Below are 24,421 nucleotides of genomic sequence, written 5' to 3'. Positions count from 1 at the left end.
CTGCAGGCATGACTATCCTCGTGACTGGCGGAGCGGGCTTCATTGGCTCGAACTTCGTCATCGACTGGCTCGCTCACAACGACGAACCCGTCGTCAACCTCGACAAGCTGACGTACGCCGGCAATCTCCAAAATCTGACGAGCCTGGAAGGTGACAGCCGCCATCACTTCGTGCGCGGCGACATCGGCGACGGCGCCCTCGTGGCGCGCCTGCTGGCCGAGCACAAGGTGCGGGCCGTGCTGAACTTCGCGGCCGAAAGCCACGTTGACCGTTCGATCGAAGGCCCGGGCGCCTTCATCCAGACCAATATCGTCGGCACCTTCAACCTGCTCGAAGCCGTGCGCGCTTACTGGAATGGCCTGGATGAGCAAGCCAAGGCTGACTTCCGCTTCCTGCATGTGTCGACCGATGAAGTGTATGGCACGCTCGAGAGCGATGCGCCGGCCTTCACCGAGCAGCACCGCTACGAACCGAACAGCCCGTATTCGGCCACCAAGGCAGCGTCCGACCACCTGGTGCGCGCCTACCACCACACCTACGGCTTGCCGGTCCTGACCACCAACTGCTCGAACAACTACGGCCCGTACCACTTCCCGGAAAAGCTGATCCCGCTCGTGATCCACAACGCGCTGGCCGGTAAACCGTTGCCGATCTATGGCGATGGCCAGCAGATCCGCGACTGGCTCTATGTCACCGACCATTGCAGCGCGATTCGCCGCGTGCTCGAAGACGGCCGCCTGGCCGAAACGTACAACGTCGGCGGCTGGAACGAGAAAGCCAATATCGACGTCGTGCGCACGCTGTGCGCGATCCTCGACGAACTGCAGCCGCGCGCCGACGGCGCGTCGTACGCGACGCAGATGACGTTCGTGAAAGACCGCCCGGGCCACGACCGCCGCTACGCGATCGATGCCGGCAAGCTCGAGCGCGAACTGGGCTGGCACCCGGCCGAAACGTTCGACACGGGCATCCGCAAGACCGTCGAGTGGTACCTCGCCAACGGCGCCTGGGTCGAGAACGTCACCAGCGGCGCCTATATGGAATGGGTCGACCGCCAGTACACGCCAGAAAACGCTGCCGCATGAAGATCCTGCTACTGGGTAAAGATGGTCAGGTCGGCTGGGAGCTGCAACGCGCGCTCGCGCCGCTGGGCGAACTGCGCGCGCTGGGCCGCGCCGACGCCGATTTCACCGATCCCGAATCGCTGCGCACCGTCGTGCGCACGTTTGCGCCCGACGTCATCGTCAACGCCGCTGCCTACACTGCGGTCGACAAGGCCGAAGCCGACGCTGCCATGGCGCACAACGTGAATGCCGTCTCGCCGGGCGTGCTGGCCGAGGAAGCCGCCGCCGGCAATGCCTGGCTCGTGCATTACTCGACCGACTACGTCTTTGATGGCACGAAAGAGGGCGCCTGGGTCGAAACCGACGCCGTCAATCCGCTGTCGGTGTATGGCCGCACCAAGTACGATGGCGAGCAGCGCATTGCCGCCAGCGGCGCGCGCCACCTGATCCTGCGTACCAGCTGGGTGTTTGCACCGCGCGGCGGCAACTTCGCCAAGACGATGCTGCGCCTGGCCAAAGAGCGCGAGTCGCTCAACGTGGTCGCCGACCAGCATGGCGCGCCAACCGGCGCCGAACTGCTGGCTGACGTCACCGCGCTGGCGCTGCACCGCATCGCCGCGCCGGGCACGGACGCGCAGCACCTGTCGGGCGTGTACCACCTGGCCGCCGCCGGCGCCACCACCTGGCACGCCTACGCCCAGCACGTGCTGGCGCAGGCGCAAAGTCACGGCGCCGTGCTCAAGGCCGGGCCGGATGCGGTGCAGCCGATTGCGGCCAGCGCGTTCCCGACCCCGGCTGCGCGGCCTGCCAATTCGCGGCTCGACTGCAGCAAGTTCAGCGCCAATTTCGGCGTGAGCCTGCCCGACTGGCGCCACCACGTCAACCGATTGATCGCCGAACTGTCGGCCCAAGGAAACCTATGAGCAACGCTATGCAACGTAAAGGCATCATCCTCGCCGGCGGCAGCGGCACCCGCCTGCACCCGGCCACGCTGGCAATTTCAAAGCAGCTGCTGCCCGTCTTCGACAAGCCGATGATCTACTACCCGCTGAGCACCCTGATGCTCGGCGGCATCCGCGACATCCTGATCATCTCGACCCCGCAAGACACGCCGCGCTTCCAGCAACTGCTGGGTGACGGCGCGCGCTGGGGACTGAACCTGTCGTACGCGGTGCAGGAATCGCCCGATGGCCTGGCGCAAGCCTTCATCATCGGTGAAGACTTCATCGGCAATTCGCCATCGGCACTGGTGCTGGGCGATAACCTGTTTTATGGCCACGATTTCAACCAGCTGCTCGAGCGCGCCGATGCGCGCACCGACTGCGCCAGCGTCTTTGCCTACCACGTGCAGGACCCGGAGCGCTACGGCGTGGTGGAATTCAACGACGACGGCAAGGCCATCAGCCTGGAAGAAAAGCCGGTCAAGCCGCGCTCGAACTATGCGGTGACGGGCCTGTACTTTTATGACGAGAACGTCGCCAAAATGGCGCGCACGCTCAAGCCATCGCCACGCGGCGAGCTCGAGATCACCGACCTGAACCGCATGTACATGGACATCGGCAAGCTCGATGTCGAGATCATGGGCCGCGGCTACGCCTGGCTCGACACCGGCACCCACGAGTCGCTGCTCGACGCCGGCCAGTTCATCGCGACGATCGAACAGCGCCAGGGCCTCAAAGTGGCTTGCCCCGAAGAAATCGCGTTTCGCAAGGGCTGGATCAACGCCGCCCAGCTCGAAGAACTGGCAGCACCCCTGCGCAAGAACGGCTATGGCCAGTATCTGGTGCGCGTTTTGAATGAAAAGGTATTTTGATGCAGATTACTCGCTTGGCAATTCCAGACGTCCTGAAGATCGAACCGCGCGTGTTCGGCGACGACCGCGGCTTTTTCTACGAAAGCTTCCACCAGGCCCGCTTTGAAGAAGCAGTAGGCCGCAAGGTGTCGTTCGTGCAGGACAACCACTCGAAATCGACCAGCAACGTGCTGCGCGGCTTGCACTACCAGATCAAGCAGCCGCAGGGCAAGCTGGTGCGCGTGGTCGCCGGCAGCGTCTACGACGTGGCAGTCGACTTGCGCCGCGCGTCGCCGACGTTCGGTCAATGGGTCGGTGAAATCCTGTCGGCCGAGAACAAGGCGCAGCTGTGGGTGCCCGAAGGTTTCGCGCACGGCTTCGTCGTGCTGTCCGAAACGGCCGAGTTCGTCTACAAGACCACCGACTACTACGCGCCCGAGCACGAGCGCTGCATCGTCTGGAACGACCCGAGCCTGGCGATTACGTGGCCGATCAGCGCGACGCCGTCGGTGTCGGCCAAGGACGAGAAGGGCACGATGTTCGCCACCGCCGAAGTGTTCGAGTAAGCGCTCGATCAGACCCGGGGCCCTGGCACGGCCCTACCGCTTCCTGCCTTTCTTCTCGCCGCCGGCGAACAGCTCGATCTTCTTGGTCGGGCCCGACACGATCAACAGGTCGCCCGGCAGGATGCGGGTCTCGCCCAGTGCATGCTGGAAGTCTTCGTTGAGCCGTTTTACGCCCACCACCGTGACGCCAAAGCGCGCGCGCACGTGCGATTCGGCCAGCGTGAGGTTGTGCGTCTCGACCGGCGCATTGATCTTCGCGATCGCAAAACCGTCTTCGAACTCGATGAAATCCATCAGCCGCCCGGTGATCAGGTGGGCCACGCGCGCGCCCATGTCGGCCTCGGGATAGACCACGTGATGGGCGCCGATGCGCTGCGCGATCTGGCCGTGCTCGGGCGTCATCGCCTTGACCCAGATATCCTTGATGCCCAGTTCGGACAGCACCATCAGCGTCATCAGGCTGGCGGCCAGATCCGAGCCGATGGCGACGATGGCGTGCGAAAAGTCGGCCACGCCCAGCTGCAGCATCACGTTCTCGTTGGTCGAATCGGCCTGCACCGCGTGCGTGAGGCGCTCGCTCCAGAGTTGCACCAGCTCTTCCTTGCGGTCGATGCCCATGACGTCGTGCCCCAGGCGCATCAGCGATTGCGCCACCGCGCCGCCGAAGCGGCCAAGGCCGATCACGACGACGCTGTCGCCCGCCGAAAAGGCGAACTGTTCTGTGAAAATTCTACCCAACAATTGGATGGTCCTCCGGATAACGATAGGGCATGCGCCGCTTGCCCAGGACAAGCGAGGTCGCGAGGGTAATCGTGCCGACCCTGCCGATGAACATGAGCAAGGCCAGCACCAGCTGGCCGGATGCCGGCAGCTGGGCCGTGATGCCGGTGGACAGGCCGGCGCTGCCAAAGGCCGCGATGACTTCAAAGATAATCTGATCGGTCGGGAAATGCGAGATCCGCAGCAGCGCCACCGTGCCCAGCGCCACGATCACGCTGCCCAGTACCAGCACGGTCACGGCCTGGCGCTGCGCCGCCATCCCGACCCGGCGGCCGAAGGCCTCGGTGTCGGACTGGCCGCGCGCCTCGGCTACGACGAGCAGGACCAGGATCATGACAGTGGCCACCTTGACGCCGCCCGCCGTGCCCGCGCTGCCGCCGCCGATGAACATCAGCAGATAGTGCAGCGCCCAGGTCTCGGGCGTCAGCGCGCTGTAGTCGACGGTGTTGAAGCCTGCCGTGCGCGACGCCACCGAGATGAACATGCTGTTCATCAGCTTGTCGGGTGTCGACAGGGCGCCCAGCGTTGCGGCGTTGTTCCACTCAAACAGCAGCACCGTGACGAAACCGCCCACGAGCAAAAACAGCGTGCCGGTGAGGGTGAGCTTGGTGTGCAGCGACCAGTGGCGCGGATCGCGCAAGCGGTGGCGCAGGTCGTGCAATACCGGAAAACCAATCCCGCCGACCACGATGGCGATCATGATCGGCACCAGCACCAGCGCATCGCTTGCATAACGGGTCAGGCTGTCGGCATGCAGCGAAAAGCCGGCGTTGTTGAATGCCGAGACAGCGTGGAAGAGGGCGCTCCACGCCGCGTCGCCCCACGCCAGATCGTGCCCCGCGCGCAGCCGCACGAACAGGATGCCGGCGATCACGAGCTGCAACAGCACCGACACGGTCAGCACGACCCGGGCCACGCTGGCGATGTCGCCCATGCCCAGCGAGCGCGTTTCGGTCTGCGCGATCAGGCGCGTGCGCAGGCGCGACGAGCGATTCACCATCAGGCCCAGCAGCGTGGCGGCCGTCATCATGCCGAAGCCGCCCAGCTGGAACAACACCATGATCGACGCCTGGCCGAACCCCGACCAGTAGGTGCCCGTATCGACCACGGCCAGGCCGCCGACGCACACGGCCGATACCGCCGTGAAGAACGCCACCATGAGCGGCGCGCCCTGGCCGCTGGCACTGGCCAGCGGCAGCATCAACAGCAGTGTGCCGGCCAGGATCGCGCCTGCAAACAGCAGGACGACGACCCTGGCCGGGTGCAGGATAGCGGTCATGCAGCCCGGGCTGGCCCGGTGTCCGTGGTGCCGTCGTCGAAATCCATGGTGTCCGGATCGGTATCGCCTTCGGCCGGCGCGCCAAACAGCTTGAGCCAGACGAAGCCCAGGATGCCCGCCGCCAGCGACGCCGTCAGGATCGCCATCTTCGACGCGTTGATGATCCCGGCCTCACCGACGAAGGCCAGGTTGGTGATGAAGATCGACATCGTGAAGCCGATCCCGCCCAAGAGGCCCGCGCCGATCACGTGGCGCCATGCCAGATCGAGCGGCAGGCGGCACACACCGAGCATCACGGCGGCAAAGGTGAACAGGAAGATGCCGACCGGCTTGCCGGCGACCAGGCCGGCGATGATGCCCAGGCTGTTCGACGACATCAGCTCGCCGGCCCAGCAAGCGCCGATCACGATGCCGGTATTGGCCAGCGCGAAGATCGGCAGGATCAGGAACGCGACCGGTGTGTGCAGCACGTGCTCCATGCGGTGCGCGGGTGACGCAGGATCGTCCTGGGTGTGCGAATACGGAATGGTGAAGGCCAGCAGCACGCCGGCAATCGTCGCGTGCACGCCCGACATCAGCATCAGGAACCACATCACCGCGCCGCCCAGCAGGTAAGGCCACAGCGCCAGCACCTTCAGGCGGCGGTTCATCAGGAACAATGCGACGAACATGCCCAGCGCCCCAACCAGGTAGCCGACCTTCAGCTCTGCCGTATAGAACACGGCGATGACGATGATGGCGGCCAGGTCGTCCATGACGGCCAGCGCGGTCAGGAAAATCTTGAGTGACGCCGGCACCCGGCTGCCCAGCAGGGCCAGTACGCCCAGCGCGAACGCGATGTCGGTGGCCATCGGAATGCCCATGCCCGGCTGGGTGTGGGTGCCGCCATTGAGCGTGAAGTGAATCAGCGCCGGCACCGCCACGCCGCCCGCTGCGGCAATGATCGGCAGCAGCGCATTGCGCAGATCGGACAGTTCGCCGTTATTCAGTTCGCGCTGCAGTTCCAGGCCAATCAACAGGAAGAAGATGGCCATCAGCGCATCGTTGATCCACAGCTCGACGCTCAGGCCGGCCAGGTTGATTTGCCAGAACGCCAGGTACGGCGCACCCCACGGGGAATTGGCGACCATCAGCGACAGGATGGTGCACAGGATCAGGATCGTGCCGCCTGCCTTGCCGGACGCTGCGAATTCCTTGAACGTGTTCGATAGACGCTTTTCAATGCGCATTGTGGTTCTCCAAAAGTGCTTGGGCGTCATCTGGCAACCCCCGTGTGTAATGAGGCGGCGCAGCTGCTGCCGGGGCGCTCGTGAAAGTAGGGTAGGGCGTGAGGTGTGACGAGAGGTATGGCAAGACTCGGCCATGGCGGCCGATCGGGTCGTGGACAGCGGATATTGGCCCGTAAGCCTGGTAAGAATGCAGGTGCATGGTGGTCGCGCAGTAGCCCGCGTGGCGGCCCGACCAGCGCAAATCCTGTCATGCCTGGCGGCATGAACACCCTGGTCGGATTATAACGTAATTAATTGACATGCCGCCCACGCCACGGGGCGGGCTGCTCGTCATGTTGCACGCTCTAGCGGTTCGCCCGGGCCCGCCGGGTGAACGGGGCGCGGCGGCAACTGGATCGTTGCCAGCGCGCTGTACAGCGGCGGCGTGAGCACGCGCGAGACGGTACTGGCAACGACCGCGCAAGCCATCAGGCTGAGCACCATGCTGTGGCCATCGACCATTTCCATGACGATGATGAAGGCTGTCAGCGGCGCCTGCGTGGCGGCCGCCAGAAAGCCCACCATGCCCAGCGCAATGAGCGCCGCGCTGTACGGGTAACCGGTGAGCGAGGCGATGTTCTGGCCCATGGCCGCGCCGATGGACAGCGACGGCGCGAAAATACCGGCCGGCACGCCCGACCAGGCGGTGAGCCAGGTCGCAACGAACTTGAAGAGCGCAAACGCCGCCGGCACGTTGGCTTCGTTTTCCAGCAGGCTGCGCGTGGCTTCGTTGCCGCTGCCGTAGGTCGCTCCACCGCTGAGCACGCCGATGACGGCGATCAGGAAACCGCAGCCCAGTGCGAAGCGCACCGGATAGCGGGCGCGCCAGCGCGTGGGCAGGTCGGGCGAGACGCCCCGCAGGCTGGCGATCAGGACGCGCGCGAACAGGCCGCCGGCAAAGCCGCACACGACGGCCGCCAGCAAGCCCGGCCACAGCAGCGACAGCCCGATCGGTCCCGGATGAATGACGCCGAAGTGCGGGCCATTCCCATGGACTGACACGGCGATCAGGCCGGCCAGCACGATCGCCGCGACGATCAGGCCGCTGTTGCGCTGCTCGGGTGCACGCGACAATTCTTCGATCGCGAACATGATCCCCGCCAGCGGCGTGTTGAACGCGGCCGCAATCCCCGCCGCGCCGCCCGCCACCAGCAGCGAATGGGCGCTGATGCCGCTGCCGCGCGGCAGCCAGCGGCGCGCGGCGAGCATCACGCCGGCAGCGATCTGGACCGACGGGCCTTCACGCCCGAGCGACAGGCCGCCCAACAGGCCAGCCGAGGTCAGGCCGATCTTGGCAAAACTGATTTTCAGGGACACGAGCAGGGGCCGCCGGCCGCCGGAAATAGCCGGGTCAAGGGCCGCCATCACTTGCGGAATGCCGGAGCCGCCCGCGCCGCGCACGAAGCGCCGGGTGACCCAGACGATGGCGGCGCACAGGAGCGGCGTCCAGATCAGGGGCACCCACCAGGCGAAGTCGGCGATCTTGTTGAACTGCCCAAATGCCAGCTCGGCCAGCCAGGTAAATGCCACCACCACAAGGCCGGCGATGGAGGCCGTGCCGACGACGACGATGCGGGTGCGCCAGAGATTGGCAGAAATGAGTTCGCGTTTGAAGGCGGATCGTACGTCGTGCGGAGAAGGGTCGTGGGACATGGTGGGCTCGAGGGGACGAGGCCATATTATATAGATTTGTGCGAATGTATTTGCGCCCACACTGTTGTAATGACACAAATATAAAAGAATTTCTGCACGCACTGCCGCACCAGCCGTTACGGACAGTTACAGACCAACCATGCCGGTATGACCTGCCAGGACAGTTCCGGTTCTATACTCGGTGCATGATCAACGATTCCATTGCGCGCAACCGCCTGGGCCTCGGTGCGCGACCGGACGACCAGCCCGTTGCCGATCCACGGCGCTGGTTGCTGGCGCAGCTCGATGAGTACGAGCCGTTACCGCCGCCATGGCGCGCCATCGAGCGCACCTCGATGCGCGTGGCGCAGTGGACCGAGCAGCAAGCCGCCATCCGCAGCGCACCCGAGGCGCAGCGTGCCAGCGTTCGTGAAGCGTACCAGCGCGCGGGCAGGGCAGCCTATCTGGCCGGCGTGGAGGCGCGCACGAACAGCGCCTTGCAGAGCAGCACGCCGTTCGTCGAGCGCTTGACCCACTTCTGGGCCAACCATTTTGCAATCTCGGTCGACAAAGTACCGGTGCTGGGCTTTGCCGCCAGCTTCGAGGCCGATGCCATCCGGCCCCATGTACTGGGGCGGTTCGAGGATTTGCTGCTCGCCACGGCGCGCCATCCCGCGATGCTGCTGTATCTCGACCAGTCCGTGTCGACGGGGCCGGACAGCGTCGCCGCGCGCCGGGCCAGCGCGAAAGCCCCGGATCGCCCGGCCCGTGGCCTGAACGAGAACCTGGCGCGCGAAATTCTCGAACTGCATACGCTGGGTGTACGAAGCGGCTATACCCAGGCCGACGTGGTGGAGTTTGCCCGCGCCCTGACCGGCTGGACGCTGCCTGGCCAGCAGTCGCCTGAGGACGCCGCGCAAACCTTCCGGTTCCAGGCGAACCAGCATGAGCCCGGCGTGCGGACGGTGCTTGGCCGCAGCTATGCCGACGATGGCGAGCAGCAGGCAACGGCCATCCTGCGCGATCTGGTCAGGGCGCCCGCCACAGCCAGCCACATCGCCACCAAGCTGACGCGGCATTTCATCACCGACGACCCACCACCGGCATTGGTCAAGCGGCTGGCGGACCGGTTCCTGCAGACCGGCGGCGACCTGCCGGCGCTGTACCGGGAGCTAGTGAGCGCAGCAGGTGATTTGCCGCCAGTGGCCGCCAAGTTCAAGTCGCCATGGGACTGGACGCTGTCGGGACTGCGCGCCATGGGTGTGCAGACCGTGCCGGCGGCGCGCATCCAGTTTTTGATGGGCCGGCTGGGCCAGCCTGTCTGGCGGCCTGGCTCGCCGGCCGGTTATGGCGACGTGACTGCCACCTGGGCGGCCCCGGATGCGCTGCTGCGCCGGGTCGAAATCGCGCAGCGTCTGGTCACGGAGTTTGGCAGCAGGATCGATGCGCGCGCATTGGCGCCGCGCGTGCTGCCGGGGACCTTGAGCGGCGCGACCGCAACAGCGATTGCACAGGCAGAAAGCCCGGCCAATGCGCTGGCCTTGCTATTGGCATCGCCTGAATTCCTGAGAAGGTAAAACATGCTCAATCGACGAGGTTTTATTTCCAGCGCAGCCGCATTGCTTGCCGCGCCCCGCATCGCCTTTGCCGGCGCCGAGACCGAGCGCCGCTTCGTGTTCATCATCCAGCGTGGCGCTGCCGATGGCCTGCACACGCTGATCCCTTACGCCGATCCGGCCTATGCCAGGCTGCGCGGTGCGCTCGCCATCGATCCCACCGAAGCATTGAAGCTGGACGGCACATTTGCGCTGCACCCGTCGCTGACCGGCATCGCCGATCTGTACAAGGCGGGGCAGGCCAGCCTGTTCCATGCGGTGGCGTCGCCCTACCGCGACCGCTCGCATTTCGATGCGCAAAATGTCCTTGAGACGGGTGGCAAGGCGCCGTTCGACGTCAAGGATGGCTGGATGAACCGGCTGGCCGGCATGCTGCCACGGCGCAGCAATCAGGCCATCGCGTTTGCGCCCACATTGCCGCTGGCGCTGCGCGGCGCGATCGATGTCGCGTCGTACGCGCCATCCGGCCTGCCGCATGCCAACGACGATCTGCTGCTGCGCGTGCAGAAGCTGTATGAAGGCGATGCCCAGCTGAGCGGACTCTGGTCGACGGCGCTCAAGGCGCAGGGCATGGCTGGTGCGGCTGCCGGCGGCAAGGGCCAGCAGTCTCCGGTCGAACTGGGCAAGACCGCTGCCGGCTTCCTGGCGCGCGCGGACGGTCCCCGGATCGCCATGATCGAAACCAATGGCTGGGATACGCACAGTGCGCAAAAAGGGCGCATGGCCACGCAGCTGAACAACCTCGACGACTTGATCAGCGGACTGCAGCAAGGGCTTGGCGATGCATGGCGCCAGACGACGATTCTCGTTGCCACCGAGTTCGGGCGTACAGTGGCGGCCAATGGCACGGGCGGGACCGACCATGGAACGGCGTCGGCCGCCATGCTGATTGGCGGCGCGGTCAAGGGAGGCAGGATCGTTGCCGACTGGCCCGGGCTGGCGCCTGGGGATCTGCTCGAGCATCGCGATCTCAGGCCGACACTCGGCCTGGATGCGCTGGTAGCACACGCATGCGCCGAGGCGTTTCAACTGGATCCGGAACGCATGGCGCGCGTATTGTTTCCCGGTTCGACGCCGGGAACGTCATCGGCGCGCCTGTTGCGCGGCTGATGCTGTATGAACGGCAATCAGTCCTGGCGCGTCGGCGTATCCGTCCCGCCATCGGCTGCTTCGCCATCCGGCTCGCCCGGCGCCTTGGGGCGCGAGCCACCCGGTACGTCACCGGTTGCCTGCCCGTGGCTGGCCTGCGGTGCGCCCGCTGGGCCGACATTGCTCTCTGGCGACGCTTTCGAAAAATTGCTGTTGATGCCCGACTGGCTGGTGCCCTTGGCAGGATGGCCGATGCTCGAATCACCGTCGGCATCGTTCGCCACGAAGCCCGCATACGAATCAGGTCCGCCGTCGCGCACGCCGGCATCTTTCGGGTTGTTGGTATTGTCGTTGTTCATGCTGCTCTCCTGGATGCGTTGGTATGCAATGCAGTTGGGTGCATGGCGCACACTTCCCAATAGGAGCAGGGAGCGTCCCGACGTAGGACTGGTCGCTCAGCGGCTGGCACTGACCTTCGACGCCGGCCGCACGGCGTGCAGCGGCGGGGCGAGCGCAATCACCTGATCGCGGCCGGCCGACTTGGCGGCGTATAGCGCAGAGTCGGCGCGCGCCAGCGTCGTCTTGAACGGTTCCCCGTCCAGTGTGACGGTCACGCCGATACTCAGCGTCAGCTGGCGTTGCGCGGCCGGCATCGTGCTGGTGACCGCGCGCAGTGCTTCTGCCAGCGCCTTGCCCACCGCGCTCGCGCGCGCCAGGTCGGCGCCCGGCAGCAGCACCGCGAATTCGTCACCACCCAGGCGGGCGATGCAGTCGATGGCGCGCAGCGTCTCGCGCGCGCTGGTAGCCACCAGTTGCAGGGCGATGTCGCCCGCTTCGTGGCCGGCGCTGTCGTTGATGGTTTTAAAATGGTCGAGGTCGATCAGCATCAGGGCCAGTGGCTGGCGCCGGTGCCTGGCGCGCGTCGTCTCGCGCTCGGCGATCTCGAAGAACGCCTTGCGCGACCAGGCGCCGGTCAGGTGGTCGTGGTTCGCAATGTATTCGGCCTGGTGCACGATGTGGCGGTGCAGTGTCAAGAGGCCGCCGAGGGTCAGTGCCGGCAATGCCAGCGCGGCGACGGTCAGGATCGCCAGGCTGGCCGTGCTTGGCTGCAGCAGCGAGGTCGGTGGATTGGTTGCGACCAGCAGCCAGAGCATGCGCACCCCGTGGCCGCCCGCCACCAGCACGCACATGAGCAGCACGAAGCGCTGCACGTGCTGCTGTCCGGGGCCTTGCAGATGCACCTGGCCACGCGAGCGGCGCTGCTGCTCGCCGCGCCCGGCAAGCACGCTGTGCGCGATGTCCACGCAGACGCCGGCCTGGAACAGCGAGACGACGGCGCTGCGCAGTGTGAACGAATCGAACCAGTCATGAAATACCACGGTCAGGATGCCGACTGCACCGACCAGCAGCGCCAGCGTCTTGACAGGCGCCTGGCAGCCGGACAGCTGGCGATAACCGGCGGCAAGGGCCGCGCCGGCGCCGGAATATGCCATGTTCGCGATCTCGTAACCCAGCAGGGTCGGCAATTCACGGCCAAAGGCATAGAGCAGGTTGCCAAGCAGTCCCAGCAGTGCCGCAGCGCGCATTGCGCGCATGCCGCGCAGCGATTGCGAGCCAGCCGACACCAACGCAAGATAGACAAGAAAACAAAGCAGGGACGCGATCAGGAAGATCTGCTGAGTGGCGAGCATGGCAAACGGGCCTGGCGCAATGGGATGCGCAGTGATGGACAAAGAGGGGGCAAACCGAACTGAGCCGGTATTATGCCGTCGATGTATCCAGGCCGGGCGCTTATTTGGCGCCGTTGTTCAATTACTTTGTTTTAACGTGGCAAGCCGCAGAAGGGGCTTGCCCGCGACGGCCTTCAGCCAATGACGTAGCGTTTGGACACGCCCACACCCATGGTCTGGCCGCTGGCGCCGTAGATGGTGCCGGTCGGTGCGTTGGTGGGGGTGCGCAAGGCGTTGAGCACGCCCTGGTTGTGCGCCAGCTGCTTGTTGATCAGCATGCCATTGACGCGGTTGAGTTCTTTTGCTTCGCGCGCAGCGTCGAGCATGCGCTCCCATTGTTGCCGTACGTCGCCGTCATCATTGACGGCCAGCCAGGGTTCCATGCCCGCTTCCGATGCATCGCAGCCCGCCGCGGCCAGTGCCGCGTGGCGCTGTTGCGACAACGAGGCCAGGTCGGCCAGCATCGCATTCTTGCGCGTGGTCAGCTCGGCCAGGGTGTCGGCATCGAGCGACACCAGGGATTGCTGCTCTTGCTTCATCAACGCCAGGAGGGCGGTGAGGTGATGGTGTTCGGCGGCGAGGGTCTGGAACGGGCTGGTGGTCATGGTTTAGCGTTGTCTCGAATGGAGCAAGTCGCGTACGGTGTCTAGCAAGCCGTCAGCCACTTTCTCGGAGTTGACTTGGAACTGGCCATCGGCGATGGCCATCTTGATACGTTCTACTTTCTTGGCGTCGAATACGGCGGCGCCGCCACCGACGCTGCTTGCCATGGCCTGGCTTTGCGGGGACAGGCGCACGCTGTCGGTTTGCGCACCGCTCAAGGGCGCGGTGGTTGCAGCCTTGTCGGCGCCACGCGCATTGTTCGTTTGCGTGGTGGCGGGTTGAAGGCCTGGGTTGCTCTTGAGTGTATCGTTGATTTTCACGGCGTCATCCTTCTCGGTGCGCGGAGCACAAGCTCCGGGATCTGCTTATTGTAACGGCCACGCCTTTACAAACTTTAGCAATCAGCACCGATTCAGCGAAGAGAAGATCGCAATTGCTATAAAACGATTTCCACGGTCCCGCCATCGCGCGCGGTGCCGCTGATGATCCGGCCGGCCGTCGTGCGTACCTGGACGATCTGGCCATCGCTGGCATTGTTGATCGCCTTGGCTTCGCTGCTCACCGAAAAGTTCGAGCCGCGCGATACCAAGCGCACCGCCTGGCCCTGCTTGATGACGGCCTGGCTGCGCAGCGCGTCCACCCGCAGCGCGGTGCCGGCCGGCAGCGACACGGTGGGCGCACGGCCCAGCGCCTGCGCCATGTCGGTGATGATCCCGTTCGGCATGGCGGCGATATCGCCTTTTACCATCACGAGCTGACCCGGCAACAGCGGCTGGCCCTGGGCCAGCGGCACGCCGGCGGCGACATACTCGGCCACCACGCTGACCTGAGCCTGCACATACAGCGTCCACGCCGGCGCCGTGCAGCGCACGCCCACCGTCGTCTTGCCCCAGGGGCGGGCACCCGGTTGCTGGAAGGCTTCCGGCGCCGGGCAGGCGGGCAGGCTCAGGCGCTGATCGATCGCGCCGACCTTCACGCTCACCTGGCCCGGCAGGCCGGCGCTCTGGGTGGCCAGAAACTGTTCCACCACGGCGCGCACGGCCTCGGGCTGCTGGCGGCTGTTTGCCCCCTGCTGGGCCTGCGCACCACTGTATACAAGTGCCAGCAGCGAAAAAGCGACAAGTTGGGATGTCATGGTCTGGTGTTCGGGCTGAGATTTGGGCTGAAATTCGGGAATGCTGCTATCTTAGGTCGAATGATTCCGTAGTGAAACTTTGAATAGCGGGGGAAATGTCCACTCTTCTCCGTCGATTGGTGTTGCGAACCGAACCGTATGATCGCTTCTGTCCCAACAAAGAACAGCCCGGAGGCGGCATGATCGGCAAACTCGACGACTACATGCGTTTTAATGAAACGGCATTGTCCCTGCGCTCGCAGCGCCAGGAACTGCTGGCGTCCAATATCGCCAATGCCGATACCCCGAACTACAAGGCGCGCGACATCGATTTCGCGGCAGCGTTGCAGGGCGCGATGGCAGGCGGCAAGCCGGGCGGTGCGATGAACACCACCAATAGCAACCACATGGCGCACGGCGCTGCCACCGGCGACACGCTGGCCAATGGCACGCCGGTGCTGTACCGCGGCGTGGTGCAGGGCAGCGTCGACGGCAACACGGTCGACATGGACGTCGAGCGCAACCAGTTCGCCGACAACGCACTGCGCTACGAGGCCGGGATCAATATGATCAACAGCCAGATCAAGGGCCTCCTGAGCGCGATCCAGGGCCAATAAGGAAACTCGCCATGTCGCTGTTTAATATCTTTAATGTGTCCGGTTCGGCCATGAGCGCCCAGGCGCAGCGCCTGAATACGGTGGCCAGCAACCTGGCCAATGCCGACAGCGCCACGTCGCCGTCGGGCGAAGCCTACCGCGCCAAGTCGGTCGTGTTCGAGTCGGTACCCACCGCCTCGGGCGCGACCGGCGTGCGCGTGCGCGAAGTGGTCGAAGACCCGTCGCCGCTCAAGCAGGTGTACGACCCCAAGCATCCGATGGCCGACGACAAGGGCTATGTATCGATGCCGAACGTGAACGTGGTCGACGAGATGGTCAATATGCTGTCCGCCTCGCGCTCGTACCAGACCAACGTCGAAACCATGAATGCAGCCAAGACCATGCTGCTCAAGACCCTGACCATCGGCCAGTAAGCGCCCCTAGATCGATACCATGACCAGCCCAATTACCAGCTCGACCGCAACGTCCGATATTTCCAGCCTGCAGGCGACCATGAACGCCAAGGCGAAGACCGCCGAAGACGGCGTCCAGGCCGACACCGACAAGTTCATGACGCTGCTCGTGACCCAGTTGAAGAACCAGGATCCAATGAACCCGATGGACAACGCGCAGATGACGAGCCAGCTGGCCCAGCTGCAGACCGTCACCGGCGTGAACAAGCTCAACACCACCCTGGAGTCGCTCAAGGCCAGTTACCAGTCGAGCGAATCGCTGTCGGCAACGAACCTGATCGGGCACGGCGTGCTGGTCGAGGGCGACGGCATCCTTCTGTCGAAGGGTCAGGCGATCATGGGCGTCGAGCTGGAAACGCCGGCTGACAAGCTGCAGGTCGTTATCGTCGACAAGGCCACGGGCAAGGACGTGGCGGCGGTCGACCTGGGCGAGCAGAAAGCCGGCATCGTGCCGGTCGCCTGGGATGGCATTGCCGACCCGAACAACCTGGGCGCCGACGGCAAGCCGGTCGTGCTGCCCGATGGGAGCTATACCTTCCGCGTGGTCGCGTCGCGCGGTGGCGAGGAGCTCAAGGACGCCAAAACCCTGTCATTCGACAGCGTGGCCAGCGTCACGACAAATGGCAAGGATGGCGTCAAGCTGAACCTGCCGGGCAAGGGCGCTGTCGCCCTGGCCGATATCAAACAAGTGCTGTAAGCCGAGCCGCTTACTCTCTCACCTTTACTGGAGCATCACCATGTCTTTCCAACAAGGCTTGAGCGGCTTGAACGCTGCTGCCAAATCGCTGGACGTTATCGGTAACAATATTGCCAACGCCAACACGGTCGGCTTCAAGGGCTCGACCACCCAGTTCGCCGACGTCTACGCCAGCGCGCTCAACGGCGCCGGCGGCATCACGGCCGGCATCGGCGTGAAAACAGCTGCCATTGCCCAGCAGTTTACGCAAGGTAACGTCGAAGCCTCCAGCAATCCGCTCGACATCGCCATCAACGGCGGTGGCTTTTTCCGTATCGAGCAAGCCGGCATGACGCAATATTCGCGCAACGGTCAGTTCTCGCTCGACAAGGATGGCTTCATCGTCAATGCCCAGGGCGCGAAACTGACCGGCAACGGCATCGGTGCCAATGGCCAGTTGGCCGTTGGTGCGGCCGTGCCCCTGCGGATCGACCCGGCAGACCAGCCGCCGAAAGTCACCTCGGCCATCCAGATCCAGCTGCAGCTCGACTCGCGTGTGGCGGCACCGACAAAAGGGCCGTTCGACCCGGCCGATCCGGACACCTACAACAAGCAGGTGCCGATGACCGTGTATGACACGCTGGGCAATTCGCACACCTTGTCGACGTACTACGTGCGCTCGCCCGACGACGCGAGCGTATGGAACGTCTACGCGGCCAAGGATGGTACTGAATTCGGCCCACTCAAGGCGCTGGGGAAGACGCAGTCCGATCCTGCCTCCGTTGCTGCGCGCGCCGCTTTCGAGACGGCCAGCGCCGCGGTGCCACCAGTGCCTGGCGACATCACCGCCGCCGCCAAAGCCTATGCCCTCGCCGCCGGCGCAGCCGTGAGCACGGAGGCAAGCAAGATTGTTCCACCTGCACTTGTGGCCCCTGCAGACGCGAAAAACCTGGCTGATGTCCAGGCTGCTGCAGACGCCGCCGCCGCGTTAGAGGGCGCCACGCCGGAACAGATCGATGCCGAGATCGCCAAGGCGCTGCAGATGACGCCGGCCCTCGTCGGACAACTCAAGTTCGATACCAACGGCGCATTGGGCAGCAGTATCGACAAACGCGTGTTGTCGACCAACATCCCGATCGTGCCCGACACCGGTGCCAAGGAAAGCATTGCGGTGACGCTCGACTTTACCGGCACCACGCAGCACGGCGCGTCCATGGCCGAGAAATTCCTGGCCCAGGACGGCTACAAGCCGGGTTCGCTGCAGCGCTTTACCACCGGGACCGATGGCACCATCGTGGGCCAGTACAGCAATGGCCAGACCAAGGCGTTGGGCCAGGTCGTGCTGGCGAAATTCACCAATCCGAACGGGCTCGAGCCACTGGGTAACAATGCCTGGGCCGAATCGACCAGCTCCGGCATTGCGCTGATGGGTACGCCGGGAACCGGTGGCATGGGCGTGCTGCAATCGTCGGCCACGGAAGCGTCGAGCGTCGATCTGACGGCCGAGCTGGTCAACATGATTACCGCCCAGCGTTATTACCAGGCCAATGCGCAGACCATCAAGACGCAGGATTCAGTGTTACAGACGCTGGTGAACCTGCGTTAATCGCTCGCCTGATCGACACCGCTTCCTGCTTCGAGGGAAGCGGCGTGGCAACACATCAAGGAAACCACAATGGACCGCCTGATCTACACCGCCGCCTCCGGCGCCAAACACATCCTCGAACAGCAAGCCACGACGTCCAACAACCTGGCCAACGTGAGCACGACGGGCTTTCGCGCCCAGATCGACATGTTCCGCGCGGCGCCAGTGCAGGGGCCGGGCATGCCGACCCGCGCGTTCGTGGTCGACTCGACCGCCGGCAACGACTTCGCGGCCGGCCCGCTGCAGGCAACGGGGCGCGATCTGGATGTGGCGGTAAAAGGGCAGGGCTGGCTGGCGTTGCAGATGCCGGATGGCACCGAGGCCTACACCCGCAACGGTGCGCTCCAGATGAGTCCGAATGGCGTGCTGCAAACGCCGGGCGGCCAGACGATTGCGGGCGAAGGCGGTCCGATTACGGTCCCGCCCGACGCCACGGTGACGATCGGCAGTGACGGCACCATCTCGACCATCTCGAACGTCGACACGCCAGCCGCGCCGGCGGTGATCGGCCGCCTGAAGCTGGTCAATCCGCCCCAGGGCGACATGGTGCGCGGCGACGACGGGCTGTTTCGCGTCAAGAACGGCGCGCCGGTCCAGGCCGACCCGACCGTGCAAGTGGCAGGCGGCGCGCTCGAGGGCAGCAACGTCAATCCGGTCGATTGCATGGTCGACATGATTGCTCTGGCACGTTCTTTTGACACGCAAATGAGCTTGCTGAAGAACGCCGAGAACAACGCGGCGAAAGCCACCCAACTCCTCGCTTTGAATTAAGTGTTGCCGCTGCATAATTCTATTGTCCGTGGAGGCATTCGCCTGCCACCAATAGGAGAATGCAATGATCCGTTCGCTCTACATCGCCAAGACCGGTCTCGAAGCCCAGCAGACCAATCTCGACGTCATCTCGAACAACCTCGCCAACGTCAGCACCAACGGCTTCAAGAAGTCGCGCGCCGTGTTCGAGGACTTGCTGTACCAGAACGTGCGCCAGCCAGGTGCGCAATCGTCCCAGCAGACGAATCTGCCGTCGGGCCTGCAGATCGGCACCGGTGTGCGCACCGTCGCCACCGAGCGCATCCACACCCAGGGTAATCCCCAGCTGACCGGCAACGACAAGGACGTGATGGTCAACGGTCCTGGCTACTTCCCTGTGTTGATGCCGGACGGCACCCAGGCCTATACCCGCGACGGCTCGTTCCAGAAAGACCAGAACGGTCAACTGGTGACCTCGAGCGGCTTCGTCGTGCAGCCACCGATTACCGTGCCGATCAATGCCGAGTCCATTACCGTCGGGCGCGATGGCACCGTGTCGGTCAAGGTCGCCGGCGAAACCGGCACCACCCAGATCGGCGCCTTGCAACTGGCCACCTTCATCAACCCGGCCGGCCTCGAGTCGCGCGGCGAGAACCTGTACACCGAAACCACCGCATCCGGTAACCCGAACCTGAACGTGCCGGGCACCAATGGCGCCGGCAACCTGATGCAAGGTTATGTGGAATCGTCGAACGTCAACGTGGTCGAGGAAATGGTCGCGATGATCCAGACCCAGCGCGCCTACGAGATCAACAGTAAGGCGATCACGACATCCGACCAGATGCTGCAAAAACTGTCGCAGCTTTAATTTCTTCAGCCATCATGAAAATCCTGACTTCGTTCGCTGCGCTGGTATTGCTCGCCGGTTGCGCCGCCACCCCCACCACCATCGTGCAGGGCCCGACCAGCGCACGTCCGATGCTGGTCGACGGCGCCCCGGCCACCGATGGCGCGATCTTCAACGTCAACAGCTACCGGCCGATGTTCGAAGACCGCCGCGCCCGTCATATCGGCGACCTCCTGACCGTCAATATCAGCGAGCGCACGTCCGCGACCAAGGCCGGCGCGAGTTCGGGCAACAAGACCGGCAGCGCAAGCTTCACCAGCCCGGGCCTGCTGGCCGGCGTGATCGGCGCCGGCGTGGCACTGGAATCGGGCACCAAGTTTGCCGATGGCGACAACCAGAGCGCGTCGAACAACTTCACCGGCACGATCGGCGTGACCGTCACCGAAGTGCTGCCGAACGGGAACCTGATCGTGGCCGGCGAAAAGCAGGTCGCCATGAACAAGGGCACCGAATTCATCCGCTTCTCGGGCATGGTCAGCCCCGACACGATCCAGGCCGGCAATATGGTCTCGTCCAACGTGATCGCCGATGCGCGCGTCGAATACCGCACCAACAGCCGACTCGATCGCGCCGAAGTGACGTCGATGCTGTCGCGTTTCTTCCTGTCGATGCTGCCGTTCTAAAAGGCCCTACCCATGCGTAAATTTGCTTCCGTTGTCCTGCTGGCTGCCGCTTTTGGCGGCATCGCCCCCCTGGCCCAGGCCGAGCGCCTGAAGGACCTGGCCACCATCGCCGGCGTGCGTCAGAACCAGTTGTCCGGCTACGGCATCGTCGTGGGCCTGGACGGCACCGGCGACCAGACCAGCCAGACGCCGTTCACCGTGCAGTCGATCCGCGCGATGCTGCAGCAGAAGGGCGTCAACCTGCCAGCCGGCACCCAGCTGCAACTGAAGAACGTGGCGGCCGTCATGGTCACCACCTCGCTGCCGGCATTTGCCCAGCCGGGCCAGACGCTCGACATCACCGTGTCGTCGATCGGTAACGCCAAGAGCCTGCGCGGTGGCACGCTGTTGATGGCGCCGCTGCATGGCGCCGATGGCCAGGTCTACGCCATGGCCCAGGGCAACCTGGTGGTCGGCGGCGTGGGCGTGCAGGCGCAGGGCGGCGGCGCGCAAGTCCAGGTCAATCACCTGGCCGTCGGCCGCATCTCGGCTGGCGCGACGGTCGAGCGCGCCGTCGCATCGAACCTGGGCGAGAACAACCAGATTCGCCTGGAACTGAAAGAGACCGATTTCGCCACTGCCGCGCGCGTCGTCGACGCCGTCAACGACCAGTTCGGACCCGGCATCGCCACGGCCCTGGACGGCCGCGTGGTGCGCGTGCGCACGCCGTCGTCGAGCGACCAGCGCGTTGCTTTCCTGGGCATGCTGGAACAGATCGACGTCAATCAGCCACTAGCCTCGGCCAAGGTCATCATGAACGCCCGCACCGGGTCGGTCGTGATGAACCGCGCCGTGATGCTCGACAACTGCGCGATCTCGCACGGCAACCTGTCGATCACCATTGGCTCCGATACGCAGGTGAGCCAGCCGAATGCACTGGCCGGTGGCCAGACCGTCGTCACGCAGAACCAGTCGGTCGAGATCAAGAAAGAGCCCGGCCAGATGATCAACGTGAAGGGCGGGGCATCCCTTAGCGAAGTGGTCAAGGCGATGAACTCGATCGGCACCACCCCGCAAGACTTGCTGGCCATCCTGCAAGCGCTCAAGGCCGCCGGTTCGCTGCGCGCCGAGCTCGAAATCATCTAAATCGAGAGACACGCCATGATTGCATCGCCCAACCTTGACCAGACCAGCAAGCTCGCGCTTGACACCAACAGCCTCAATGGGCTGAAGAACAGCGCGAAAGCTGGCACGCCGGCCGCCATGAAAGAAGCGGCGACCCAGTTCGAGGCGATGTTCATCAACATGATGATGAAGAGCATGCGCGACGCCACGCCGCAGGAAGGCATGACAGACAACCAGCAGACCAAGACCTTCACGACGATGCTCGACCAGCAGACCAGCCAGAACCTGGCCAAGCGCGGTGTCGGCCTGGCCGATGTGCTGGTGCGCCAGCTGAGTGCGAACCAGATGGGGCAGCAGGCGCTGGCCATTGGCGCCGATGGCATGGGTGGTGACGCCGCCGCTGGCGCCGGCCGCCTGACGCCGTCGCTGAACAACGCCGCGGCCATGTATGGCAATGGCGCGGCGCTCGGTTCTGGCGCGGCCGCCGCCAGCAAGGCGCCGCCGCTGCCGGCGACGACCGAGACGGGCCGGGTCCAGGCGCCGCACGTGCGCGCGTTCCAGGAAAAACTGCACGAGCACGCCCATGCGGCCGAGCAGACCACCGGCGTGCCGGCCAAGTTCATGCTGGGCCAGGCCGCGCTCGAGACCGGCTGGGGCAAACGCATGATCAGGAACGCCGATGGCAGCAACAGCAACAACCTGTTCGGCATCAAGGCCGGGGCCAGCTGGAAAGGCAAGGTCGCCACCGCCGTCACCACCGAATACGTGAACGGCAAGCCCCAGACGAGGGTCGAGAAATTCCGCGCCTACGACAGCCCGGCCGATTCGTTCCGCGATTACGCCAACATGATCGCGAAGAACCCGCGTTACGAAAAAGTCATCGGCAGCAGCGACGCGGCGACCTTTGCCCAGGGCCTGCAGCGCGCCGGCTATGCGACCGATCCGAACTACGCGGCCAAGCTGACCCGCCTGATCAAGAATTCGCTGGCGTGACGCGCATGCACCTGTTGAACGCGTGGACGGGGAACCCGGCCACCCTACACGCTACACACTAATGTTATCCAGAGACTGTCAAGTTTTCTGAAAAACTGCCGTTGACTGTACTGTCACAGAGAGAAAAAAATTATGTCCGGTAATCTCCTCGCCATCGGTAAGACAGGTCTGTATGCAGCACAGGCGGCCCTCGCCACGACCGGCCACAATATCGCCAACGCGAACGTGGCGGGTTTCTCGCGTCAGACCGTGGTCCAGGCCACATCGGCCGCGCTCGATACGGGTGTCGGCTTCCTGGGGACCGGCACCGAGATCGCGCAGATCAAGCGCTACAGCGACAGTTTCCTGAACACGCAGGTACGCTCCGCCCAGGCCAGCACCAGCGGCCTGGAGTCGTACTATTCGCAGATCAAGCAGATCGACAACCTGCTGGCCGACCCCACGTCGGGCCTGTCGCCGGCGATGCAGGGCTTCTTCAAGGGCGTGCAGGACATGGCGGCCAACCGCGCGTCGGTGCCGTCGCGCCAGGCGATGTTGTCCAGCGCCGAAACGCTGGCCACGCGCCTGCAGGATCTCGACGGGCGCCTGGATGAAATTCGCACCGGCGTCAATTCCGAGATCGAGACGAGCATTACCGAGATCAACACCTACGGCGCGCAGATCGCCAAGCTCAACGAGCAGATCGCCAACTATGCGTCGACGCCGCAGCGCCCGCCGAATGACATGCTCGACGAGCGCGACCAGCTGGTGCTCGAGCTGAACAAGTATGTGAAAACGACCGTCACGCCGGGCGACAACAACAGCCTGACGGTGTCGATCGGCAATGGCCAGCCGCTGGTGGTGGGCCAGGATTCGTTCAAGCTCGCCGCGATTGCCTCGCCGACCGACCTGACGCGCCTTGAAGTGGGCTACCAGACCGGCGCGAAGGTGTCGGTGCTGTCCGATGGCGCCCTGAGCGGCGGCAAGCTGGGCGGCGTGCTCGAGTTTCGCACCACGACGCTCGATACGGCGCAAAGTGCCTTGGGCAAGATTGCGATCGGCATGGCCGTCGAATTCAATAACCAGCACAAGCTGGGGCTGGACCAGAATGCCAACGCGGGCAAGGATTTCTTCAAGGTCGCCCCTGCCTTTGTGGGCGCGAGTATCAATAACGCCAAGGGCACCGACGTCAAGGTGGCCGCCTTGGTGACCGATCCGGGCAAGCTCAAGGACAGTGATTATGAAGTCACGTTCAATGGAGGAGCGTACAACGTTGTGCGGCTGTCGGACAATGAGAAAGTCGGCACCGTGATACCGGCTACCGACGGTACCGCCAAAGCCGACATCGATGGCATCGAGTTCAATTTCTCGGGCAGTGCGCGCAGCAAGGATACCTTCCTGGTGCGCCCGACCATCAACGGCGCCTCCGACTTCAAGGTACTGGCTAACGACGTATCGCAGATCGCTGCGGCGGCACCGATTCTTACAAGCATGGAGCTGAGCAACACCGGCACGGCCAAGATCAGCGAAGGAAAGGTCACAAAGGAATACCTGACTGCGCCGCCGCCGCTGCCGGTCACGCTCGAATTCAAGGCCAGCACGCTGGCCGGCGTCCCGAGCACGCTTGCCGGCTTCCCTGCAGGCAGCACAGTAACCATGACGGACAGCGCCGGTAAGCCCATCAAGATCGACGATCCCGCCAATATCAAATTTGTGGACGGCGCGACCTACAGCTTTGGCGGCGTCAGCGTCACTATCGCGGGCAAGCCCGGCAATGGCGACCAGTTCAAGATCGAATTCAACGGCAGCGGCGTGGGCGACACCCGCAATATCGCCGCGCTGGGCGAACTGCAGACCAAGAACATCTTCAACAACGGCACTGCGACCCTGACCTCGTCGTATGCGCAGATGGTCAGCCAGGTCGGCAACAAGACACGCGAAGTACAGGTCAATGCGCAGGCCGGCAATGCCTTGCTGGCGCAGGCCACCGGCGCCCAGGCCGATGTGTCGGGCGTGAACCTGGACGAAGAAGCGGCCAATCTCATCAAGTACCAGCAGGCCTACCAGGCCTCGGGCAAGGTGATGCAGATCGCCAGCACCATCTTCGACACGCTGCTGTCGATCAGCCGCTAACGTAGCGAA

Annotated in this window: 25 protein-coding genes; 16 read left to right on the top strand and 9 right to left on the bottom strand. The window is 64.5% G+C overall.

Annotated elements, in window-relative coordinates; genetic code table 11:
- Positions 1–8: 8 nt before the first annotated feature.
- Genes rfbB through rfbC form a run of 4 tightly spaced genes read left to right on the top strand, consistent with a single transcriptional unit; the run spans position 9 to position 3,422 of the window.
- Positions 9–1,085, top strand: coding sequence for a dTDP-glucose 4,6-dehydratase (rfbB, locus tag AC56LV_RS12060; RefSeq protein ID WP_499557905.1), 1,077 nt, complete (start codon positions 9–11; stop codon positions 1,083–1,085).
- Positions 1,082–1,987: a dTDP-4-dehydrorhamnose reductase gene (gene rfbD / locus AC56LV_RS12055; protein WP_499557903.1), complete on the top strand. Its 906-nt coding sequence runs from the start codon at positions 1,082–1,084 to the stop codon at positions 1,985–1,987. The genes rfbB and rfbD overlap by 4 nt, the downstream gene beginning before the upstream one ends.
- An 8-nt stretch (positions 1,988–1,995) precedes the next feature.
- Complete coding sequence (gene rfbA, locus AC56LV_RS12050) at positions 1,996–2,877, top strand: glucose-1-phosphate thymidylyltransferase RfbA (RefSeq protein ID WP_499557901.1); 882 nt, start codon at positions 1,996–1,998, stop codon at positions 2,875–2,877.
- Positions 2,877–3,422, top strand: a complete 546-nt coding sequence (rfbC, locus tag AC56LV_RS12045; RefSeq protein WP_183555750.1) for a dTDP-4-dehydrorhamnose 3,5-epimerase — start codon at positions 2,877–2,879, stop codon at positions 3,420–3,422. The genes rfbA and rfbC overlap by 1 nt, the downstream gene beginning before the upstream one ends.
- 33 nt (positions 3,423–3,455) lie before the next feature.
- Here the strand turns inward: rfbC and AC56LV_RS12040 are convergent, their stop codons facing one another.
- The 4 genes from AC56LV_RS12040 to AC56LV_RS12025 all read right to left on the bottom strand — a co-directional run bounded on the left by AC56LV_RS12040 (position 3,456) and on the right by AC56LV_RS12025 (position 8,402).
- Positions 3,456–4,160 carry a potassium channel family protein gene (locus AC56LV_RS12040; RefSeq protein WP_499557899.1) on the bottom strand — a complete coding sequence of 235 codons (705 nt, stop codon included), beginning with the start codon at positions 4,158–4,160 and terminating at the stop codon, positions 3,456–3,458.
- Positions 4,153–5,481 (bottom strand): TrkH family potassium uptake protein, encoded by a 1,329-nt coding sequence (locus AC56LV_RS12035; RefSeq protein ID WP_499557897.1) that lies wholly within the window; start codon positions 5,479–5,481, stop codon positions 4,153–4,155. Before AC56LV_RS12035 ends, AC56LV_RS12040 begins: the two co-directional genes overlap by 8 nt.
- Positions 5,478–6,710 carry a Na+/H+ antiporter NhaA gene (gene nhaA, locus AC56LV_RS12030; RefSeq protein WP_499557895.1) on the bottom strand — a complete coding sequence of 411 codons (1,233 nt, stop codon included), beginning with the start codon at positions 6,708–6,710 and terminating at the stop codon, positions 5,478–5,480. The genes AC56LV_RS12035 and nhaA overlap by 4 nt, the downstream gene beginning before the upstream one ends.
- Before the next feature lie 330 nt (positions 6,711–7,040).
- A complete protein-coding gene (locus AC56LV_RS12025; RefSeq protein ID WP_499557893.1) occupies positions 7,041–8,402 on the bottom strand; it encodes a chloride channel protein in 1,362 nt (453 codons plus the stop codon).
- Between the two features lie 185 nt (positions 8,403–8,587).
- Here AC56LV_RS12025 and AC56LV_RS12020 point away from each other — a divergent pair, with 185 nt between their 5' ends.
- Complete coding sequence (locus tag AC56LV_RS12020; protein WP_499557891.1) at positions 8,588–9,958, top strand: DUF1800 domain-containing protein; 1,371 nt, start codon at positions 8,588–8,590, stop codon at positions 9,956–9,958.
- A gap of 3 nt (positions 9,959–9,961) precedes the next feature.
- Positions 9,962–11,107 (top strand): DUF1501 domain-containing protein, encoded by a 1,146-nt coding sequence (locus AC56LV_RS12015; RefSeq protein WP_499557889.1) that lies wholly within the window; start codon positions 9,962–9,964, stop codon positions 11,105–11,107.
- A 17-nt stretch (positions 11,108–11,124) separates the two neighbouring features.
- On the opposite strand, the gene AC56LV_RS12010 is transcribed toward AC56LV_RS12015, so the two are convergent.
- From AC56LV_RS12010 to flgA, 5 genes are all read right to left on the bottom strand, one after another.
- A complete protein-coding gene (locus tag AC56LV_RS12010) occupies positions 11,125–11,445 on the bottom strand; it encodes a hypothetical protein (protein WP_499557887.1) in 321 nt (106 codons plus the stop codon).
- A 96-nt stretch (positions 11,446–11,541) separates the two neighbouring features.
- On the bottom strand, positions 11,542–12,777 hold the full coding sequence (locus AC56LV_RS12005) for a GGDEF domain-containing protein (protein WP_499557885.1): 1,236 nt from the start codon (positions 12,775–12,777) through the stop codon (positions 11,542–11,544).
- Positions 12,778–12,950: 173 nt separating this feature from the next.
- Complete coding sequence (locus AC56LV_RS12000; RefSeq protein WP_332532402.1) at positions 12,951–13,421, bottom strand: flagella synthesis protein FlgN; 471 nt, start codon at positions 13,419–13,421, stop codon at positions 12,951–12,953.
- A gap of 3 nt (positions 13,422–13,424) precedes the next feature.
- Entirely contained in the window at positions 13,425–13,739 is a 315-nt protein-coding gene (flgM, locus tag AC56LV_RS11995) for a flagellar biosynthesis anti-sigma factor FlgM (RefSeq protein WP_499557883.1), read from the bottom strand.
- A gap of 116 nt (positions 13,740–13,855) precedes the next feature.
- A complete protein-coding gene (flgA, locus tag AC56LV_RS11990) occupies positions 13,856–14,554 on the bottom strand; it encodes a flagellar basal body P-ring formation chaperone FlgA (RefSeq protein WP_499557881.1) in 699 nt (232 codons plus the stop codon).
- Between the two features lie 179 nt (positions 14,555–14,733).
- On the opposite strand from flgA, the gene flgB reads away from it, so the two are divergent.
- The 10 genes from flgB to flgK all read left to right on the top strand — a co-directional run bounded on the left by flgB (position 14,734) and on the right by flgK (position 24,412).
- The gene (gene flgB, locus AC56LV_RS11985) at positions 14,734–15,150 is read left to right on the top strand and encodes a flagellar basal body rod protein FlgB (RefSeq protein WP_499557879.1); all 417 of its coding nucleotides are present in this window, start codon (positions 14,734–14,736) and stop codon (positions 15,148–15,150) included.
- 11 nt (positions 15,151–15,161) lie between these two features.
- Entirely contained in the window at positions 15,162–15,563 is a 402-nt protein-coding gene (flgC, locus tag AC56LV_RS11980) for a flagellar basal body rod protein FlgC (protein ID WP_183555738.1), read from the top strand.
- Positions 15,564–15,582: 19 nt separating this feature from the next.
- A complete protein-coding gene (locus AC56LV_RS11975) occupies positions 15,583–16,299 on the top strand; it encodes a flagellar hook assembly protein FlgD (RefSeq protein WP_499557877.1) in 717 nt (238 codons plus the stop codon).
- A 40-nt stretch (positions 16,300–16,339) separates the two neighbouring features.
- Entirely contained in the window at positions 16,340–17,884 is a 1,545-nt protein-coding gene (locus tag AC56LV_RS11970; RefSeq protein WP_499557875.1) for a flagellar hook protein FlgE, read from the top strand.
- Between the two features lie 69 nt (positions 17,885–17,953).
- A complete protein-coding gene (gene flgF / locus AC56LV_RS11965) occupies positions 17,954–18,694 on the top strand; it encodes a flagellar basal-body rod protein FlgF (RefSeq protein ID WP_499455239.1) in 741 nt (246 codons plus the stop codon).
- A 64-nt stretch (positions 18,695–18,758) separates the two neighbouring features.
- On the top strand, positions 18,759–19,541 hold the full coding sequence (gene flgG / locus AC56LV_RS11960; protein ID WP_499557873.1) for a flagellar basal-body rod protein FlgG: 783 nt from the start codon (positions 18,759–18,761) through the stop codon (positions 19,539–19,541).
- A 14-nt stretch (positions 19,542–19,555) separates the two neighbouring features.
- On the top strand, positions 19,556–20,203 hold the full coding sequence (locus tag AC56LV_RS11955; protein ID WP_499557871.1) for a flagellar basal body L-ring protein FlgH: 648 nt from the start codon (positions 19,556–19,558) through the stop codon (positions 20,201–20,203).
- Positions 20,204–20,215: 12 nt separating this feature from the next.
- On the top strand, positions 20,216–21,328 hold the full coding sequence (locus AC56LV_RS11950; protein ID WP_499557869.1) for a flagellar basal body P-ring protein FlgI: 1,113 nt from the start codon (positions 20,216–20,218) through the stop codon (positions 21,326–21,328).
- A 15-nt stretch (positions 21,329–21,343) separates the two neighbouring features.
- Positions 21,344–22,300: a flagellar assembly peptidoglycan hydrolase FlgJ gene (gene flgJ, locus AC56LV_RS11945; protein WP_499557867.1), complete on the top strand. Its 957-nt coding sequence runs from the start codon at positions 21,344–21,346 to the stop codon at positions 22,298–22,300.
- 132 nt (positions 22,301–22,432) lie between these two features.
- Positions 22,433–24,412 (top strand): flagellar hook-associated protein FlgK, encoded by a 1,980-nt coding sequence (gene flgK, locus AC56LV_RS11940; protein WP_499557865.1) that lies wholly within the window; start codon positions 22,433–22,435, stop codon positions 24,410–24,412.
- Positions 24,413–24,421: the final 9 nt, after the last annotated feature.

The sequence above is a fragment of the Telluria sp. RB2R28 genome, from assembly GCF_059685835.1.
This window is presented reverse-complemented; position numbering and strand designations above follow the sequence as displayed.

Coding starts and splice junctions, on each gene's coding strand:
- rfbB (WP_499557905.1), top strand. CDS start 9: ATGACTATCCTCGTGACTGGCGGAGCGGGCTTCATTGGCTCGAACTTC.
- rfbD (WP_499557903.1), top strand. CDS start 1,082: ATGAAGATCCTGCTACTGGGTAAAGATGGTCAGGTCGGCTGGGAGCTG.
- rfbA (WP_499557901.1), top strand. CDS start 1,996: ATGCAACGTAAAGGCATCATCCTCGCCGGCGGCAGCGGCACCCGCCTG.
- rfbC (WP_183555750.1), top strand. CDS start 2,877: ATGCAGATTACTCGCTTGGCAATTCCAGACGTCCTGAAGATCGAACCG.
- AC56LV_RS12035 (WP_499557897.1), bottom strand. CDS start 5,481: ATGACCGCTATCCTGCACCCGGCCAGGGTCGTCGTCCTGCTGTTTGCA.
- nhaA (WP_499557895.1), bottom strand. CDS start 6,710: ATGCGCATTGAAAAGCGTCTATCGAACACGTTCAAGGAATTCGCAGCG.
- AC56LV_RS12025 (WP_499557893.1), bottom strand. CDS start 8,402: ATGTCCCACGACCCTTCTCCGCACGACGTACGATCCGCCTTCAAACGC.
- AC56LV_RS12020 (WP_499557891.1), top strand. CDS start 8,588: ATGATCAACGATTCCATTGCGCGCAACCGCCTGGGCCTCGGTGCGCGA.
- AC56LV_RS12015 (WP_499557889.1), top strand. CDS start 9,962: ATGCTCAATCGACGAGGTTTTATTTCCAGCGCAGCCGCATTGCTTGCC.
- AC56LV_RS12010 (WP_499557887.1), bottom strand. CDS start 11,445: ATGAACAACGACAATACCAACAACCCGAAAGATGCCGGCGTGCGCGAC.
- AC56LV_RS12005 (WP_499557885.1), bottom strand. CDS start 12,777: ATGCTCGCCACTCAGCAGATCTTCCTGATCGCGTCCCTGCTTTGTTTT.
- AC56LV_RS12000 (WP_332532402.1), bottom strand. CDS start 13,421: ATGACCACCAGCCCGTTCCAGACCCTCGCCGCCGAACACCATCACCTC.
- flgA (WP_499557881.1), bottom strand. CDS start 14,554: ATGACATCCCAACTTGTCGCTTTTTCGCTGCTGGCACTTGTATACAGT.
- flgB (WP_499557879.1), top strand. CDS start 14,734: ATGATCGGCAAACTCGACGACTACATGCGTTTTAATGAAACGGCATTG.
- flgC (WP_183555738.1), top strand. CDS start 15,162: ATGTCGCTGTTTAATATCTTTAATGTGTCCGGTTCGGCCATGAGCGCC.
- AC56LV_RS11975 (WP_499557877.1), top strand. CDS start 15,583: ATGACCAGCCCAATTACCAGCTCGACCGCAACGTCCGATATTTCCAGC.
- AC56LV_RS11970 (WP_499557875.1), top strand. CDS start 16,340: ATGTCTTTCCAACAAGGCTTGAGCGGCTTGAACGCTGCTGCCAAATCG.
- flgF (WP_499455239.1), top strand. CDS start 17,954: ATGGACCGCCTGATCTACACCGCCGCCTCCGGCGCCAAACACATCCTC.
- flgG (WP_499557873.1), top strand. CDS start 18,759: ATGATCCGTTCGCTCTACATCGCCAAGACCGGTCTCGAAGCCCAGCAG.
- AC56LV_RS11955 (WP_499557871.1), top strand. CDS start 19,556: ATGAAAATCCTGACTTCGTTCGCTGCGCTGGTATTGCTCGCCGGTTGC.
- AC56LV_RS11950 (WP_499557869.1), top strand. CDS start 20,216: ATGCGTAAATTTGCTTCCGTTGTCCTGCTGGCTGCCGCTTTTGGCGGC.
- flgJ (WP_499557867.1), top strand. CDS start 21,344: ATGATTGCATCGCCCAACCTTGACCAGACCAGCAAGCTCGCGCTTGAC.
- flgK (WP_499557865.1), top strand. CDS start 22,433: ATGTCCGGTAATCTCCTCGCCATCGGTAAGACAGGTCTGTATGCAGCA.